14 protein-coding genes and 1 tRNA gene are annotated in these 17,522 nt (G+C 47.2%); 9 read left to right on the forward strand and 6 right to left on the reverse strand.

Annotated elements, in window-relative coordinates:
• Positions 1-11 precede the first annotated feature (11 nt).
• From PV783_RS16600 to PV783_RS16635, 8 genes are all read left to right on the forward strand, one after another.
• Entirely contained in the window at positions 12-1,349 is a 1,338-nt protein-coding gene (locus tag PV783_RS16600) for a hypothetical protein (protein ID WP_420988817.1), read from the forward strand.
• A tRNA-Thr gene (locus tag PV783_RS16605) sits at positions 1,348-1,420 on the forward strand. Before PV783_RS16600 ends, PV783_RS16605 begins: the two co-directional genes overlap by 2 nt.
• A 156-nt stretch (positions 1,421-1,576) precedes the next feature.
• Complete coding sequence (locus PV783_RS16610; RefSeq protein ID WP_420988818.1) at positions 1,577-2,194, forward strand: RNA polymerase sigma factor; 618 nt, start codon at positions 1,577-1,579, stop codon at positions 2,192-2,194.
• Positions 2,195-2,242: 48 nt separating this feature from the next.
• Positions 2,243-3,211, forward strand: a complete 969-nt coding sequence (locus PV783_RS16615; RefSeq protein WP_420988819.1) for a FecR family protein — start codon at positions 2,243-2,245, stop codon at positions 3,209-3,211.
• 165 nt (positions 3,212-3,376) lie between these two features.
• A complete protein-coding gene (locus PV783_RS16620) occupies positions 3,377-6,514 on the forward strand; it encodes a TonB-dependent receptor domain-containing protein (protein WP_420988820.1) in 3,138 nt (1,045 codons plus the stop codon).
• Positions 6,515-6,525: 11 nt separating this feature from the next.
• The gene (locus PV783_RS16625) at positions 6,526-7,941 is read left to right on the forward strand and encodes a hypothetical protein (protein WP_420988821.1); all 1,416 of its coding nucleotides are present in this window, start codon (positions 6,526-6,528) and stop codon (positions 7,939-7,941) included.
• Positions 7,942-7,958: 17 nt separating this feature from the next.
• On the forward strand, positions 7,959-9,299 hold the full coding sequence (locus tag PV783_RS16630) for an alkaline phosphatase family protein (protein ID WP_420988822.1): 1,341 nt from the start codon (positions 7,959-7,961) through the stop codon (positions 9,297-9,299).
• A gap of 163 nt (positions 9,300-9,462) precedes the next feature.
• Positions 9,463-9,843: a hypothetical protein gene (locus tag PV783_RS16635; protein ID WP_420988823.1), complete on the forward strand. Its 381-nt coding sequence runs from the start codon at positions 9,463-9,465 to the stop codon at positions 9,841-9,843.
• A 50-nt stretch (positions 9,844-9,893) separates the two neighbouring features.
• Here PV783_RS16635 and PV783_RS16640 read toward each other — a convergent pair whose 3' ends face one another.
• From PV783_RS16640 to PV783_RS16655, 4 genes are all read right to left on the reverse strand, one after another.
• Positions 9,894-10,238, reverse strand: coding sequence for a carboxymuconolactone decarboxylase family protein (locus PV783_RS16640; RefSeq protein ID WP_079467828.1), 345 nt, complete (start codon positions 10,236-10,238; stop codon positions 9,894-9,896).
• Positions 10,239-10,388: 150 nt separating this feature from the next.
• Complete coding sequence (locus PV783_RS16645; protein ID WP_420988824.1) at positions 10,389-11,081, reverse strand: hypothetical protein; 693 nt, start codon at positions 11,079-11,081, stop codon at positions 10,389-10,391.
• Between the two features lie 50 nt (positions 11,082-11,131).
• Positions 11,132-12,277, reverse strand: coding sequence for a serine hydrolase domain-containing protein (locus PV783_RS16650; protein WP_420988825.1), 1,146 nt, complete (start codon positions 12,275-12,277; stop codon positions 11,132-11,134).
• Between the two features lie 158 nt (positions 12,278-12,435).
• The gene (locus PV783_RS16655; protein WP_420988826.1) at positions 12,436-13,851 is read right to left on the reverse strand and encodes a serine hydrolase domain-containing protein; all 1,416 of its coding nucleotides are present in this window, start codon (positions 13,849-13,851) and stop codon (positions 12,436-12,438) included.
• 179 nt (positions 13,852-14,030) lie between these two features.
• Here PV783_RS16655 and PV783_RS16660 point away from each other — a divergent pair, with 179 nt between their 5' ends.
• Complete coding sequence (locus PV783_RS16660) at positions 14,031-14,618, forward strand: class I SAM-dependent methyltransferase (protein WP_168771391.1); 588 nt, start codon at positions 14,031-14,033, stop codon at positions 14,616-14,618.
• Positions 14,619-14,696: 78 nt separating this feature from the next.
• Here PV783_RS16660 and PV783_RS16665 read toward each other — a convergent pair whose 3' ends face one another.
• On the reverse strand, positions 14,697-15,311 hold the full coding sequence (locus tag PV783_RS16665) for a DUF7151 family protein (protein ID WP_143313470.1): 615 nt from the start codon (positions 15,309-15,311) through the stop codon (positions 14,697-14,699).
• Positions 15,312-15,421: 110 nt separating this feature from the next.
• Positions 15,422-17,509, reverse strand: coding sequence for a molybdopterin cofactor-binding domain-containing protein (locus PV783_RS16670; RefSeq protein WP_420988827.1), 2,088 nt, complete (start codon positions 17,507-17,509; stop codon positions 15,422-15,424).
• Between the last annotated feature and the right edge of the window lie 13 nt (positions 17,510-17,522).

The following is a 17,522-nucleotide window of genomic DNA, read 5'->3' on the forward strand; positions in this document are numbered from 1 at the left end:
CACTATTTGCCTTGACACTGGAAGCACTATACGAAACAATTCATTTACGGAAAAGGCCGGAGGATGTGGCAGCCCTGGTGCAGGATGTGCTTGGGGAACGCCTGAACGGGAAAGACGCGAAGCTACTGGGCAAGGCCGTGGCGGCGGCTTTGCGTAATACGGTATGGCAGTATACAGCTATGCTGGAGCAGTTTGCGAAAGTAGTAGGTGCGGAGAAGCAGGTGCATAAGGCTATTCAGTTATTCAAACTGGATAAACAGTTACAGGTGGGGGCATATGATGATCCGGATGCTATAGAAGCATTTGTAGCCAATGTTAGTCCGCTGATACACAAAACACCCGGTTACAGTAATTATCAAACGGACCGGCTGAACCGGGAAGGGCGGGCGGCTGCAGGTCTTGATATTTCCAGGCGGCAGTACAATAAATTATTCCGCTCGCTACGTCATCTGGAAAAGAAACTGGGGATTCTCATCCGCGAGCGGCAGAAGAATTTCTTCCAGCGGGTAGGTAAGCATGGCTTTGCGGAGGATATTACGCGGGAAGAATTTATGGCAGATGTAAACAGCGCTTGTTTTATTGCTTATTATACGGCCCGTTGTAACCTGCGTAGCGAGTTTACTGTGAGCGGGCAGCAGCGGCCTTATGATGAAATTGCCGATATGCTTTTCCAGCGTTGCCGGCAGGGGGCAAAGCATACCAACTGGTGGGCGATTGCACAGGTATATGTTAAGCCGGCGGTGTTGGAGAAACTCCGCAGCGATCAGCAGGGAATCTTACTCGGCAAGTGGACCAGCCTGCTGGAGCAGGTGGCAGTTTTTTTAGGAGAACTGTGGACGCAAAATGATTTTAACCGGCAAACGATGGTGGTGCAATCGGGAAACGATTCCACCACCTGGAACAATACAGCAGGAGCCTGGAACAAGGCGAGAGACAGCTGGATCAACCTGCTTTATGGCCTGGGGATGGAGTTTGTGCTGGAGGAGATGTGCCCGGGCAAGGTGATGCGGTTAATCGCAGCCGATGTGGCGGCCTGGCATTACTTAAACGGAAACAGTGGTGATCCGGATCTGCTGGTATGGAACAAGGTCCCGCTGCCCTGGAAAGTACTGTCCGGAAAGGCAACGTGTAGGCGCAGTGAAGTGGAAGCAGCCTGCAAGGCGGCAGGACTGGATGCGGAAAAATCCGGGTGGATAGCGCCACGGCCGCATGGAGTAGTGGCTTTTAAGCCCACGCCGGAGCTGGTGCATGGCGTTGCAGTTTCTAATCCCTATCTTGCAAAAATATTGAAGCAACATCAATACTTTTCGGGAAAAGATGTAAAGCCATTATTTCCCGGGCAAAATTAACGGAGTAGTTCAGTGGAAGAACTTCCGGCACGTTATCCGGATAGACGCAGGTTCGAGCCCTGCCTCCGTTACAATGGTTGTTTGGTGAGGTTCATAAACAGGAAGAACCTTGACCGGACGGCACTCATGGCTTTTCTGCTGAAGACCATAATATTACTGCTTTCTCTCCTTCCCCGTAGCTTTCTTAATATTCAGTTCACATCATCTCTCTATGTTTGTCTACGGATATGGAAAAGCTATCAGATCACAGGTTGCTCTTATTGATTCAGAAAGGAAATCATGCTGCTTTCACTATGCTGGTCAGGCGGTATTGGGAGTGTATTTACGACTATACAAGGTCCAGGATCAAGCAGCAGGTAGATGCACAGGATATTGTACAGGATATTTTCGTCGGCTGCTGGAGTAACCGGGAAAAGTTGTATGTCGGGGAAAGTGGCCGTTTCAGCAGCTACCTTTATCAGGCAGCCAGGTATGCTATAATAGATTACTTTTCAAAACCAGGCATTACTATTTATAATGATATACTGCTGGAATCGGCCACAGACCAGCAAATGGAGAGTAATTCCGAGACGCGGCTATATATGAAAGAACTGGAACTTCACCTGCGTCAGGAAGTAGAGCAGTTACCCGATCGTCTTAAAATGCCTTACCTGCTTAGCCGGGAGGGAAATCTCAGTATGAAAGATATTGCAGGAAAATTGTCGCTTTCAGAGCAAACGGTAAAGAATAATATTACGCTTGCTCTTCGGATTCTACGCAAGCGCCTGCACGAAAATGAGCATTACCTCGGATGCATGATGATGCTGCTGGCCATGCCATCTTATACCAACTTAATAATTCCATAACATACTTTTGCGGTACCTGCATATGCTCAGGGAGATTATACTCTCTGTATGGAGCATCAACAACAGCAAAGTAATGATATAAAGGCGCTGCTGAAGCGTTACCTGGAGGGTACTGCATCTCCCGCAGAAAAAGAACAGGTGGCTTACTGGTATAGTACGCTCAACGACCAGTCATCCGTATCCCTGTCGCCCGCGGAGCGGGAAGCGCTTGGGCAAACAATCCTTCTCAACATACACCGGAAAACGATAGTCCCATCAGGACAGGTAAAAAGAAAATGGATTTCTTATGCCGCTGCGGCAGTGTTGCTGTTTGCCGGTACCGGAGGTTTTATGTATGCCAGGTATCATCGTGCAGCGCCGTTGATGTTTGTTCATACGGAAGTGGGAAGTACCAGGCAGGTGGTATTACCCGATAGCAGTACCGTGGTGCTGAATGCAGGCAGTACCCTGGAGATCCCTGCCGGGTTTGGGCGTCATGAAAGAAACGTTACACTCACGGGGGAAGCCTATTTTGACATCCGGCCCGACCCGGCGCATCCTTTCAGGGTGCATCATGGAAAATTAACTACTACCGTGCTGGGAACAGCGTTTAACGTACGCGCTTATCCCGGGGATGAAAATACTAAAGTGGCCGTAGTTAGTGGCAGGGTACAGGTAGAAATAAATGGAACGGCTATACGTCGTTTTTTCCTGGAACACCACGAATCGCTTCAGTATGACATACCAGGTGGTATTGCATTGAAAGGCAGGGAAGACACCGCCCGGATAGGACAGTGGCAAAGGAAGGTCCTGGATTTTAATGGCTATACCCTGGCGGAAATGGTAGCCGAGCTGCAACGTCAATACCCTGTTGTGATACAACTAAATGCTACACCGGACGATACCACACATTACAACATCATTTTCCGTCAGGAAAAAATGGATAATATTCTGAAAGTACTCACCGGCCTTACCGGTATCACTTATAAAAATGGGAAAGGGAAAATAATCATTTACAGCAAAACCTATGCAAAGTAACATGTAATCAAAAAAACCGGAAGTGCTACCAACACCTCCGGTCTGCACCTGTGCCGGTTAGGGCACAGCATTTTTAACAGCTTAAGTAACATTAAAAACACTACAAAAATGAGAAAAATTTACACTGGTTGCATCAAACCGGTCAAAACTCTTTTTTCTTTAAAAATGAGACTAGCATTTTTTTTCGCATTTCTTTCCACTTCTATGGCATCGGCCACTCACATAGAAGGGCAGACGATGGAAAAGATCCGGGTAGATATCAACGCCAGGAATCTACCGATGAAAAAGGTATTACAGATGGTAGAGCAACAATCTGCTCTCACAATCGGTTATGACCTTAGTATTATTCCTGCCGACAGTAAGATCACCTACATGGCTTCGGGCAAAACCGTAGCAACGGTATTAAAGGAGTTGTTAAGCGCTTTTCCGGTTGATATTGTAGCGGTGAATGATAAATACCTGTTGATACAATCCAATGGGCAGCAGCAGGCCGTAAGGATTACCGGCCGGGTAACAGACAATACCACCGGAGAGCCATTGCCAGGTGTGAGCATCAGCATTAAAGGAAGTTCTTCCGGCACACAGTCGGATGTGGATGGCCGTTTTTCACTGGGCTTTCCTGCCAATAAAGAAGAAGCAACGCTTGTAGTGTATTTCCTGGGCTTTAAAAAGAAGGAACTGTTGCTGAAAAAAGCAAACAGCAGTGGGCTCAATATTCAACTGGAAGAAGACAGGCTGGGGCTTGATGAAGTAGTGGTAACCGGGCAGGGTGTGGATATTGCCAAACGCCGCCTGTCGTCCAATATCGTCAGCATCGGCGCCCGCGACATTGCAGATGTGCCGGTGTCACGTTTGGACCAGCTGTTGCAATCCCGCCTGCCTAATGCGCAGATAAAGCTTACAGGAGGCCAGGCAGGCGCTACTTCCCTCATCCGCGCAAGAGGCGTTAATTCCGCTTTTGTAAACTCTACGCCAATAATTTATGTGGATGGGGTAAGGATGGATAACCTCAATACAGCGTCGGCGCTCGGCGGCGGAAGTACGCAGGGAGCAGCCATCAGCGCTATTGCGGATATACCTATGGATAATATTGATAAGATAGAGTACATCAATGGGGGCGCTGCAACTACGATGTACGGGTCTGACGCCGCCAATGGCGTTATCCAGATCTTTACCAAAAAAGGAGGCGCCGGCGCCGCTTCCATTAATGCGGAAACTCAAATGGGTGTGGAAACGCCAACGGCAGATTTCCTGCGTTTCAAACGCACCAAAGAATTGTTGATGCAAAATGGATTCTACCAAAAGCATCATCTTGGCATCAATGGTGGCCAGGATAAATTTGGTTACAGCTTCTCCGGTAATTATCTCAACTCCCAGGGTACAGAAATATTTAACCAGAACAGGAACCGTAAAATCGATTTCAGCACCGGGTTCCGGGCAGGATTGGGAGAGAAGGTAACCTACGAAAGCTCATTCACGTTTGTAAACAACAAGTATAAACGCAACCGCAATGGTAACCAGGGAGGCTATACAGGACTATGGTTTACAGAAAGCGGTGCTTCTGCTATTACCGGCCCTAAGTTTAATCCCGATATAGATAACCTGTCTGATGATGATTTTCAGAAGATGAAAACTTATGTACGGGAAGCAGAGCGTCTCCAGGATAATGATATTACGGTGAACAGGTTTCAAACTTCGCAGTCGTTTAAATACCGGCCGTTGAAGAACCTGGTGTTTAAGGCTACCGGTGGTATCGACTACCGGGTGCAGAAGAACCAGGTGATCACCACCAACCAGTACCTGTCATTTACTACCGGCAACCCGGTAAAAGACCAGGGAAGCATCACTAACAATGATCGTAAATACCTCGGCATAACGCTCGAACTGAATGGACAGCATGAATGGAAAACCGGGCAGTTTTCATTTGTTACAACAGCAGGAACGCAGTTCTTCCGCAACGAAGACCAGCAGATCGCTTATAATGGCGCCAACATCCGGGATGGAGCCAGGAATATTAAGGATGCAGCGTCTAAAACGAGCGACGAATTTTATCTGGAAGTAGTGAACTATGGTATTTATCTGCAGGAAAATATCGGGTTTAAAAACAAGCTGTTTATTGACCTGGGGATCCGCGGTGATGGTAATCCTGCTTTTGGCCGTAACATAGGCATACAGTATTATCCCAAAGTTGGATTTTCCTATGTACCAAGTGCGGAGCCGTGGTTTGCGGGTATGACACAGGTGATTTCTTCCGCTAAAATTCGTGGTGGATACGGTATTGCGGGTAACCTGCCTACTGCTTTTGCCAACGAAAGAACTATCGCTTTTCAGGGTTATAACAGCGATCAGGCTGCGTTCTTTGGTCAACCAGGCAACGACAACCTGAAACCCGAAAAAACACATACGCTGGAAGCCGGAGTGGATCTGGGTTTTATAAAAGACCGTTTATTGGTTTCTGCCGGTTATTACAATGCGAAAACGCATGATGCGCTCTTTTATGTGCCGCCAACGCCTTCTACCGGTCAGTCGATGTCGCAGTTGTATAATGTTGGAAGGATATTGAACCGTGGATGGGAGTTGAGTATTACTGCCATCCCGGTAGAGACAAAGAATTTTTCACTGCGCCTGAATGCCTCACTGAATACGTTGTATAATAATGTTGAAAGTTCAGGCGGCGTAGCGCCCTTTAATATTAATGGTTTCAGCGCCAGAACTATACAAACGGTTGTACAGGAAGGTTTCCCGGTTGGTTTCCTGAGAGGGAATGTTGGCGTGTTCGGCCCGGATGGTGTATTGCAGTCGACTACCGCACAACAAAATCTCGGCACCACTATTCCCGACTTATTTGGAAGCCTCGGCCTGAACCTGCGGTACAAACAATTTACTTTTTTTGCTAACGGCGATTACCAGAAGGGCGCCTATGCCAATTCTTTCGATCGTCAGTTCAGGTTCAACTATGGTGCGGATAATGAAGGAATCCCTCAGGCGGAGATCGACAAAAACAAGCGTACCAACTGGCTGAATTTTACCAATATGTTTACCGAGAAAACAGACTATATCAAGATCCGGTTGATTGGCTGCACCTATACCTGGAAGCCGGCCATGTTCAACCGGGTGGTTAAATCCGCAACAGTAGGTTTCTCTGCTGTAAATCCGCTGAATTTTGCCACTTCTTCATTTGATCCTGAAGCAACTATCAGCGGCAGTGCGCAGGGGCAGGGAGGCGCTACTACAGGCGGTATTTCCTATGCTACCTATTCCGCACCAAGACAATTCTTAGGCACCTTACGTTTAAACTTCTAAAAATGGCAATCATGAAAAGATATATAACCGCCATCCTGTTGTCAGGAATCGTGGCACTGGACAGCTGTTCCGTACTTAATCCGAATGTTACAGAGCCGGGTTTCCTGGCTAATCCGAACGCTGCAAGCAGCTGGGTAACCGGGTTACGCAGGCAGTTGGCACTGACGATGAACCAGGTAGTGGTGTCTTCAGAACTGGTGTCCGATAACTATTATAACAATCGCACATTAAGCAGTAAAGTATTCGATATCCCACAGATTGATTTCATTGACCTGGATGTAAACAATATGCAGGTGCATGTGCAGCGTTTGCGGGAGATGTCGGAATATGGACTGGAGAAGGTATTGCCTGCTGACCCGGCGGCTACCGCTGCTGATTCTGCAGAAGTATATTTCAGTTGTGCCTTTGCACATATACTCAGCGGGGAATTGTTTGTAGGACTTCCCGGCAGCAACACCGGTCCTGTATTATCTCCTGATGAGCATTTAAGAATAGCGATCAGCCAGTTGGATAAGGCAATTGCACTCACGAAGAACATCACGGAAACCGGTGCTTATACACTGCTCAAAGCCAGGGCTTACTATGCCATGGGGGATGCGGCCAATGCCGCCAGGTTTGCCACCGCCGCTATGAACAACAACAGCCTGCTCAGGCAGGTGAAATATGATGGGGTAAATAATGTGCCGAATGATATGCAAACGTACCTTTTCTCCTCAACCAACAATGAGTTTGCACCTTTGCCGCGTTTGGATTTCCTGGACCCGAAATATTTCCATACCGGTCTTGCTGCCAATGATCAGAAGCCTGTTACCATTGTAAAAGCGGAAGAGGCATGGCTGATTCTGGCCGAAACCCTGATCGCCGCCGGGAAGCTGACAGAAGGACGCAATACCCTTAAGGAATTATTAGCGCTGGTGGCCACCCGGCCGGTTGTGATGGTGGATGATAAGAAAGAAACCCGCAACGGCGGTAATCGTAAGGATTACCCGCTTACTGCCGTAAAAGTGATGTTTGACGCCACTGATTCGTTGCGCAGCAATTATGTGCTGGATCGTCAGACTGGTAACGTGAAGGTATATACGGTTTCAGGTACGCTGGTCACCGTAAATGATCTGGATGCAGCCGTTACTGAAGATCAGTTATTGTATATACTCTACCGGTTGCGCCAGGAAATCTTTATGGCAGAGGGAAGACGTATGACAGATCTTGGAATCAGGTTCCCGGTTTCACAAACAGAGCAACTGAATAATCCCAATGTGAAATCAGAACATATAAAAGCACAGCTACCCTCATTTATACCACTGAACCGTGGGATGGATGATTTTACCTACGACAAGGCAAATGGCGTGGTAACAATGAAGTATGATATGAATGCGGTGCTGGTAAAAAACAAACATGCAAAGGAAATTTTCCCTTTTATCAATTAACAAAGCAATTAAATTATATGAGAGGATTTATTTTATTCGTTAGTACGTTGCTGGTATTGGCAACGGGTGCAATGGCGCAGAAAGCGAAATATGTAGTGATGATCAGTATAGACGGGTTCCGCCCGGACTTTTATCTCGACAAATCCTGGCCGGCGCCCAATATGCAGCTGTTAAAGGAAAAAGGCGTGCATGCCACCGGCGTGAGAGGCGTTTTTCCCACCATCACCTATCCATCCCATACTACACTGATTACTGGTGTGGCTCCTGCAAAGCATGGTATTTATTACAACACGCCTTTCGAGCCGGAAGGCGCCAGCGGACGTTGGTATTCAGAATCATCCGCTATCAAAACAGAAACCCTGTGGGATGCTGTGGGGAAAGCGGGGATGATATCAGCGGCTGTTTCCTGGCCTGTATCAGTAGGGGCGCCGGTGACCTACAACATACCTGAAACATTTTCCCTGAAGAATCCCGGCGACCGCCGGGCTCCAACCAGCGAGCAATCCACGCCGAAGGGACTGTTTGAAGAGGTACAGCGATATGCCACCGGCGAGTTGCAGTCGACCGATCTGAATCTCCACTACCTGGGTATGAACGAAACCCTGAGCAGGATGGCCGCTTATCTCATTGGCCGTTACAGGCCTAATCTTTTAACGGTACACCTGCCATGTACTGATGAGGTACAGCACCGGGAAGGGAGAGAAGGCATGAACGTGCCCGCGGCAGTAGCCTCGGCAGATCACGGTATCGGCACAATACTGGAAGCAATAGAGAAAGCGGGTATCGGCGATAGCACTACTATAATTATAACAGGAGATCATGGTTTTGTGGATATCCATACTTCCCTGGCGCCGAATGTGTGGCTTGCACAGAAAGGGCTGACTGGCAGTAAAAATAATCCCGGCAGCTGGAAGGCTATGTTTCACAGTGGCGGTGGTTCAACTTTCCTTAAACTGAAAGATAAAAATGATCAGAAAACATTGCAGCAGGTGAAAGACATGCTCAATGAATTACCGGCAGGTATCCGCAAACAGTTTACAATCATTGAACAACCTGCGTTGTCAAAATCCGGCGCAGACCCGGATGCAGTTCTGGCACTTACGGCCGTGCAGGGAATTTCTTTCTCTGCCAGCATGAACGGAGAGGCGGTTAAGAAAGCCAACGGTGGCGCCCACGGCTATTTTCCTGATTTCCGGGAGATACAGACCGGTTTTATAGGGTATGGCGCAGGTCTTGAAGAAAAGGTAACCGTACCTGTACTTGGCCTGGAAGATATAGCCCCATTAGTAGCGAAACTATTGGGTATAACTCTTAAAGAGGCGGACGGCGTGCTTTATCCGGGTATGCTGAAGAAATAGTACAAAATATGGAGAGAAGAATTATCGGTTCTTCTCTCCGTATTTAAAGGATACAGGAAATACAACAGATAACATCTCGATTACGCCAATGCTACCAGATAAAAAACGGTGTTAAAAGTTTATAATTATTTTATCGCCTCATAATTTTTTTTTAGATTGATTTATGAAGAAGAAACTCCTTTGCTGTTTTTTATTTCCCCTGATTATTTCCTGTAAAAAGGATAGTGCTAAAACCACATCCAATTTGCCTGAACCGGATACTGCTGTTATTGGAAATTCCTATGCGATTGTAACAGCAGCCAGTAGTATAGCGTTGGAGGCTGGTTCCGTATACAGGTTGGGTTTGGCGCCTTATGCGTCTTTCTTTAAATTTGACCGGAGCGTAAAAAATGGTGACTTGTACTTCGAAGCAATTGGAGAAAGTGCAAAGCAATTCAGGCCGTTAAAGTTTTTCATTTTAAATAACGGAACGGGAAAGGTGGTTGCCATTGCCACTCCCTCCGAAGCGGAACTGGAAAAGTTTAATGAAGAATGGCAGCGGTAAGTAAATGATCTGTATGCACCGGCAGCCATCAACGGCAAAGAGCAGCAGCCTTAGATTTGTGGCGTGCCTGCTTCTTCAAAAAGGCGCATTGCAAGCAAGCCGTTTCCAACGGCACCACCTGCGCGAAGCGCTGCCGCAATAAACACCGTTTCCGCGATCTCTTCGCGGGTTGCTCCCGCCTCAACAGCATTTTTGATGTGTGATTCAATGCAGTATGCGCATTGGGTTGTCAGGGCAACAGCCACGGACATCAGTTCCCGGTATTTTATGGGAATAACGCCATCCTTTCTCTCAGCAGTATGTTTAAGGTTAAAGAATGCTGCTGCTTCTTTGGAAGCTGCATTAACAAGGGTGTCAACATACGCGCGGTCTTTCGGAGATTGATATTCAGACATGTGAGCTTGATAAGGGTTTATAAAAAGGGTGTACTGTGTCAACCAGGAGTTGACATAAACAAAATAGGGAAAAATGTGATAGGGTGTATGCAGCAACAGTGGACTGCATAGAAAATCAATGAACGTTGAAAATGGGAATAGCAAAGTGTTTCATGGATTATGCTGTCTCCAGCTCACAAATTCTTCCAACCTTTGCCGGTTGATGACCTGGTTATTCCATAGCCAGGTATCCGGCTCGTTTACGCGGGACAAGCTGGCGTCTGACTGTACGGCCAGCCATTGCACAAATGCCTGCCGGGAATTGAAGGTGTGCACGGGTTCCAGCCATCCATCCCATACAGCTGCGTACACGTAATTTCCATCCGTATTCTTTTCCAGCCCCATACCACAGTAATCACGATGACTGTAACAGAGCGCGCCATGCGACAGTGCTGCAGCCACCTGCTCTGCCAGTTCCAGGCCATAGGGAGTATTCCGGCTCAGTAACATTTGTTTGAGCTCCTGCAGGCGGTGGGCTTCTTCTGCTTTTTGGTCACGCGCCTCTTTATCCTTTTGCGCAGCGGCCTGCTGGTGGGAGACCGTGTTATAGACAAAACTGTTACGCCCCAGGTCTATATCTATGGTGAAGGCTGCAGCATCCGTAGCCGCTGTCGACTGGTAGCTGTCCAGCAGTTTATTGATGTCGCGTTCCAGTTCCCAGAAAAAGATGTTTTTACCATCTGCTCTTTGTCCGCGCATGGTAAGGAGGAAGGAGGGGACCATGCGGCACTCCAGGCGGCCGGTGATGCATTGAGCGGCTTCCAGCTTGTTTCTCAGGGCTTCGTTGAGCTGTTCCGTGATCATAGAAAGTAGTTGTACATGGCTTACGTTGGTGTAAAAAATACGGAGAATTTTTATGGCAGCGCTTGGGCTTCTGCAATTACGATATCGGCTAGTTCTTTTTCCAGCTTATTACGATTAGCAAGGCTGTTGGTAAGAATAACAAATCCTGAATGAAGAACAGGGAAACACTCCAAGGAACTGCGTGAGCCTCCGGTGCCCCCGCCGTGTTCAAGTACCTGGTATCCTTCCGGCGTTGTATGTTTAAACCAGTTCATCCCCATACCTTCCTGGTTCGTTCCATAGGTAAGTTGATGAGAAAGGGCAATAGCAGGTGAAGCATCCGTGTTGTTGGCTTTGATAAAGCGGATAAGGTCGCGCGTCGTTGACCGCAATGCACCCATCGCAGGGAGGTAGGGGATGTCCCATAAGGGTACTACCTGCCGGTTTTCATTATGCGGCCAGGCAATGGCGTCTGCCGGCAATGCGGCTATATCTATCCGGGTGTCCGTCATAGAAAACGGTTCCAGGATATTTTTTGAAACGAGCGAAAAATAGGGCTGACCATACACGTCTTCCAGCAAGGTACCAAGCAAAGCCACCGCCATATTGGAATAGGATGATATCTTTCCGGGAAATGTGTCCATCTTCATGTTGTGCAAACCTTCATACAACAATTGCCGGGTGTAGTCATGCAGCGGATTGAGCGAGTCGTACTCCGGTCGCTCCCACATATTCGGGAAGATACGGGTAATCCTTGAAGTGTGGTTTGCCAGGTCTTTTACCCGGATAGGAACCCCTTTATATTCGAGATTTGGATAGGTTTCTTTCAGATACTTACGTATATCATCATCCAATCCTATTTTTTTATCCAGTACCGCCTGCCCAAGTAAAATACCTGTAAAAGCTTTGGTGGTAGAGCCAATTTCGTAAAACGTGCTGTTGCCGGGAAGTTTGTTGTTACCGGCTTTTGTTTCACCATAGTTATAAAAACAGGTCTTGTCTTTTATAAGGATGCCCAGGGAAATTCCTACCGCCCGCTTATCTTGTAAATACCGTTGCACACTTTGATCTATCAGTGAATCCAGCCTGGTGCGCAGTGGGTTATCGTTTGCAAACCGTGTGGTGTTTACAACGGCCTGTCCATAGCAGGCAGAGATACCGAGGATTATAGCCATGGTGAAAAGCGACCGCCTTATCTGCGTGGCGGTTTTTATCATTACACTACCCATTGTTTTTATAGATATATTATCTCCAAAATAGGTCATTATTTCTTATAAAAAGGTATTGTGAAAATGATTTTATAGTCAGCAACAGGGCATGTGATTTTTCGGGCAGAGGCACTGCCGGACTTGCTGCGATATAGAGGGAAGTGTTGCTATTGTTTAGCGACAGACAATATCTGATCAACCATTTCCTGGATTTCATCTTCTGCAAGGTCTGACCGGTTGGAAAGCCAGGTTATACCCATCTTTTTATCAGGTACAACCGCGCAGTAACTGCGGAAGCCCAAGGCACCTCCGCTTTTCCATATGCGGGTACCATTGATGGTATTCCTGGAAATCTGCCAGCCCAGGCCCATCATAAAATCACCATCAGTAAAGGTTTGTTTATGAGAAAGCCGGATCGCAGGCAGTATCTCATCAATATTTGCTTTTACATAATTCGCCATGTCGTAACTGTCGGAAATGATCGCCGCAGCGCCGCCGAACATGTTCCAGTTTCCATGCGGCATGGTCATGCCATCGGCGTTATAGCCTTTGGTATAACTTGTTGTATCACTCACCGCGAGTCCTGTTCGCGTTGCGGGCATATCCAGTGGACCGGTAATATATTTTTTTAACAATTGGGGATATGACAAGCCGTAAGCCTTTTCCAGGATGATGCCGAGCAGTTTCATGCCCGCATTGGAATAACCATACCTGGCGCCGGGAAGTGTATCGATCTTTACGGAACGCAGGTCCGCGAAGAATTTGTCATTGGTATAATGATCGTACATTTTCAATACATCAAACTCATTTTTGAAGGTATCCAGGTTGGGCAACTCCACCGGAAGGCCGGAAGTGTGGTTAGCGAGATTAACGATCTTTAAAGGAGCCTCCTGGTATTGCAGGTTCGGAAAACTGCCTGGCATAAATTTCCGGATATCATCGTCCAGCGAAATTTTATGATCCAGTACTGCCTGCGCCAGTAAAATGGAGGTGAAGGTTTTAGCGAGCGAAGCCAGCTCAAATATCGTCCGTGAAGTTGGCAGCTGCGTTTTGCCTTTCTCCACAGTGCCGTAATTGTAAAAATGTTTATGTCCATTGCTGACTACACAGATCGACAGGCCCACTAAATGATGTGTAAGCATAAAGTCGGCTGTGTTATAGTGGACAGCTGAATCCAAATGCGTTTTCAGCGGGTTATCATTTGGAATAGGCGCAGCATACGCCCTGGCCTTTGGCAGATGATACGATTGAAAGTCAAATCCCTCATATCCATCTGTGTCCGACAGGGTTAATTTAAAAGTCATCATCTTTTTAGCGCCTTCCCAAATAAAGTATTGCGTTTTTCCGGAGTCTGTCACTAAAGTGCTCCGCATGACCGGTCCTGTTTGCGACCTCATATAATGCAGCCACCCGTCGATCCCATCCGGGTTGGTCTTTGATTTCCAGGAAGCGGAACCGAGATTATAAAAGCCACTGAAGTCATTCCGGTTGTAACGTGCAACGAGTGAATCCTGGAGGACGGATTGCGCCTGCAGGGCATTGTATAGGAAAAGACTGGTCAAAACGGCAAATATTATTTTCATAAAAACAGGATGATATCTTGGAAAGATTAAACAAGATGTAATTACCAGCACTAAAACTTTAAGTTACGATAATCAAGCCATCAATTTACCGACTCATATAATGTATGTTTTTACGAAGTATTAAAGATGAATTTTTGAAAAATTAAACAGACACAGTATTTTTAGTTTAAACCTGGTTTATGATTGACGAATCAAATGGCTACGAAGGCATTGCAGAAACATATATTAAAGGGCGGGGGCAGGCAGTAAATGGAATAGGTTCGTCAGCTGTCCGGGCCTGGGCCCGAACCTTTAATAGCGGCTCCGTAGTACTGGATGTTGGATGTGGAACTGGTATTCCAGTCACGAAAATATTGCTTGATGAAGGGTTAACCGCGTATGCATTGGATGCATCCCCGACAATGATTGAAGCCTTTCGCCGGAACTTTCCAAGTGTACCTGTTTCCTGCGAATCTGTTGAGAGGTCTCCTTTCTTTAATCGCTCCTTCGATGGCATTATCGCCGTGGGGCTGATCTTTCTGCTCTCCGAAGCAACGCAACGGGTGCTAATCCCCAAAATGGCTGCAGCATTAAATCCTGGCGGAAGATTATTATTCACTGCTCCTCTTTACAAAGTGGAATGGAAGGATGCAATGACAGAACAACTCTCTGTATCACTTGGGGCTGAGCAATACAGAGAATTAATTTCTGCCTCAGGATTATCTATCGTTGACGAGTTCGATGATGAAGGAGAGAATCACTATTTCAATGCAACCCGGCAAGGTTAGATAAAAATGGCCGGGGCGACTGGCCCCGAACCTATAACCTCTTGTATCCATACAGATATTACATCATGCTGGCTGCCCTTACCTTTTGTATATAATCAGGTATACCATAGAAACAGCCGCTGCTGAACCTCCCTGATTACGCACTCTGATACCAAGATTGATTTTCCCCGAAGGTATCTTGTCCGATAAGTTTTCTGTTCTTTTTATAACGCTGTTAGCGAATGATTCAGTCGCTTCAATCAAGCTATTATCGATTACAGATTTATTAGTGATATTATATAATTCTACCTGTGCTTTGCCGCCATAGCTATAGGCATTTGCCAGGAAAATAATAGAGTCAACATCTTTGTAGGCATTCTTATCGAAATCAGGAAATGCGTACAATATAGCTTCTCCCGATGTAGTACTGGTGTGACCATAAGTAAACGCAGAAAGTACTGTTTGTTTATCAGATGCGGCATTGTTGCCATTACAGATGTACTTCTTGTTTTCAATCTCGGAAGAATCAAGAATATTATTATTGTTCTTGTCTATCCCGCTTTTGATAAGAATTCCACCGTTCAAACAATTGCTGTTGGGGGGAGTTTCCTGGAGATCAATCAGGCTTTTAGGTCCAGGGATTTGTTCTTTAGCACAGGAAAGAAAAAGGAAGAAAGAAGATACAATCAGTAGGGAGATTTTAGGTGTTGTCATTGCCAGGTACAAATAGGTGAAAAATAAATGGGCAAAATACGAAATAATTTATAGTGTTTTTTACAATTTCTTTCTCTGCCGGGGCGACTGAATGACCCCTCTCATCATTTTCAGGTTTTTAATGTCATGCCATGCGGAAGCAACGGCAGCGTATACAGCTTTACACCGGTAACATCTGCAATCGCGTTACGGATGGCAGGTGCAACACCAACAATCGGCGCTTCACCCGCTCCGGCAGAAGGAATATCCTTCCTGTTGAGGAGTACGATGTCCAGTTCGGGAATATCCCCGAACCTGGGCACCCGGTAGCTGGAAAGAGATGGGTTTAAAATGCGCCCATCCTTAAAATCGACGGCTTCAAACAAAGCACCGCCGAGTCCCTGCAGTACGCAGCCCATCACCTGGTTTTCCAGGTGCAGCGGATTCACAATGGCGCCGCATTCAAAAGCCACCACGAGCCGGAGCACCTGCAGCTGCCCGTTGGATTTATTGTAGATTACTTCCGCACAGGTTCCCACATAGGCGTTTTTTACAAATGCCCCCGCAATACCATAACCATGACCAGCTTCCTTTTGCCGCGTCCATCCAAACTTAGATGCTGCGGATTGTAACACCTGTTTTAACCTTTCATCTTTTAAGTTATTAAGCCGGAATTGTAATGGATCCTGTTTTAATTGCCGGGCCAGATCGTCCATTACGCTTTCTATGGAAAAGACATTGGCGGTGGCTGCAAGGCCCCGGTAAGAGCCCTGTTTCAGTGGTGTATCAGATGGATGGTATTGGATATGCCGGTGTGCTACTTCATAAGGGACTTCAATGCCTGCGCCGCCGGAGTTGTAATTATGAAACTCCCAGGAAGTCAGAAGTCCTTCGTTGCTGGCGCCTGCAGCTACTTCTATGAGTCCTCCCGGTCTGAAGTAAGCCCATTTGAATTCTTCTTCGCGGGTCCACATCACTTTTACCGGTTTACCAACAGCCCTGGAAAGGCGCGCGGCTTCAACCGCAGCTTCGCCGCTGTGTTTTCCGCCATAAGCGGAGCCGGTGTCCGGCATCATTACACGGATATTATTTTTCGGGATGGACAATATCTCCGCCAATTCTTCCTGTACACCAAAAGGCCGTTGTGTGCCGGTCCATACCGTTAGCTTTTCATTTTCCCATACTGCCAGCGCTGCCCGGGGTTCCAATGGCACATGGGCAATATATTGCACTTCAAAATGTTGTTGTACCTGCACCGGGGCAGCCTGGAAGGCTTTGTCAACAGCTTCTCCGGCTTTTTCTTCCTTGTCTTGCGAATGCGTTTTGAGATAAGTGAAAATTTCCGCCCTGGAAGGCTGCGCTGTAGTTTTCCAGCGGGCTTCTATCCTGGCCAGTGCATTGGCGGCTGTTTGAGGATCAGGAGCGGTTACGCCGATGAAGTTATCTTCTTTGACAACATGTACATCCGGGGAGATCTTCGCATTTTTAATATCCGCTGCGATCAGGGATGCGCCATAAGACGGCGCACGGAGTATTTTCCCGTACACCATGCCTGGCACCGTCATATCCGATACATATTTGTGTTTTCCTGAAACAAAGCTTTTCGCATTCACCTTTGCCACCGGTGTACCGGCCACACTCCATTTTTCGGCAGGAGTGAGCTGCACCTGGTTATTTACGGCCAGGAGGATCTTCTTCCCTTTGGTGAGGTCGCCAAAGCTCATCGTTTTGCCGGAGGCGGCGTGGATAACCTGGCCGTTTTTAGCTTCCACTGTTTGTTTGGCTACGTTCCATTGTTTAGCGGCCATGTCGGTCAATACTTCTTTTAATGAAGCCGCGGCTTTCCGCAACTGTGGCGCCATAACAGGTGTAGTGAGGCTGCCGTATGTGCCACGGTCGTAGGGGGTAAGAAGGGTATCGCCCATAATCATTTCAATGTTGTTTACGGGGACAGACAGCTCTTCCGCTACCGCCTGCGACAAAGAGGTACGGATGTTTTGTCCTACTTCTACCTTGCCGGTGTAAACGGTTACTGTTCCGTTTTCCAGGATGTGTATCCAGGCGGCGATAGCATCATCGCCGGCGAAAGCGGTGTGCTTTGATAATGCGTTCAGATCAGAATAGGTGAGGGCTACTGCAATACCGCCGCCCAGCAGTTTCAGGAAATTCCGCCTGTTGAGCCCTTCTACGGGAGTTTGCGCTGTGCCTGGATTTTTCATGACCTTGGGTTTT

Origin of the sequence: Chitinophaga sp. CC14 (assembly GCF_048957795.1) — a bacterium.
Lineage (GTDB): Bacteria > Bacteroidota > Bacteroidia > Chitinophagales > Chitinophagaceae > Chitinophaga > Chitinophaga ginsengisegetis.

Excerpts from the sequence above, each read along its gene's own strand:
- PV783_RS16655 (WP_420988826.1), bottom strand. The coding sequence starts at position 13,851 with ATGAAAATAATATTTGCCGTTTTGACCAGTCTTTTCCTATACAATGCC.
- PV783_RS16665 (WP_143313470.1), bottom strand. The coding sequence starts at position 15,311 with ATGACAACACCTAAAATCTCCCTACTGATTGTATCTTCTTTCTTCCTT.
- PV783_RS16645 (WP_420988824.1), bottom strand. The coding sequence starts at position 11,081 with ATGATCACGGAACAGCTCAACGAAGCCCTGAGAAACAAGCTGGAAGCC.
- PV783_RS16635 (WP_420988823.1), top strand. The coding sequence starts at position 9,463 with ATGAAGAAGAAACTCCTTTGCTGTTTTTTATTTCCCCTGATTATTTCC.
- PV783_RS16640 (WP_079467828.1), bottom strand. The coding sequence starts at position 10,238 with ATGTCTGAATATCAATCTCCGAAAGACCGCGCGTATGTTGACACCCTT.
- PV783_RS16625 (WP_420988821.1), top strand. The coding sequence starts at position 6,526 with ATGAAAAGATATATAACCGCCATCCTGTTGTCAGGAATCGTGGCACTG.
- PV783_RS16620 (WP_420988820.1), top strand. The coding sequence starts at position 3,377 with ATGAGACTAGCATTTTTTTTCGCATTTCTTTCCACTTCTATGGCATCG.
- PV783_RS16615 (WP_420988819.1), top strand. The coding sequence starts at position 2,243 with ATGGAGCATCAACAACAGCAAAGTAATGATATAAAGGCGCTGCTGAAG.
- PV783_RS16610 (WP_420988818.1), top strand. The coding sequence starts at position 1,577 with ATGGAAAAGCTATCAGATCACAGGTTGCTCTTATTGATTCAGAAAGGA.
- PV783_RS16630 (WP_420988822.1), top strand. The coding sequence starts at position 7,959 with ATGAGAGGATTTATTTTATTCGTTAGTACGTTGCTGGTATTGGCAACG.
- PV783_RS16660 (WP_168771391.1), top strand. The coding sequence starts at position 14,031 with ATGATTGACGAATCAAATGGCTACGAAGGCATTGCAGAAACATATATT.
- PV783_RS16670 (WP_420988827.1), bottom strand. The coding sequence starts at position 17,509 with ATGAAAAATCCAGGCACAGCGCAAACTCCCGTAGAAGGGCTCAACAGG.
- PV783_RS16650 (WP_420988825.1), bottom strand. The coding sequence starts at position 12,277 with ATGATAAAAACCGCCACGCAGATAAGGCGGTCGCTTTTCACCATGGCT.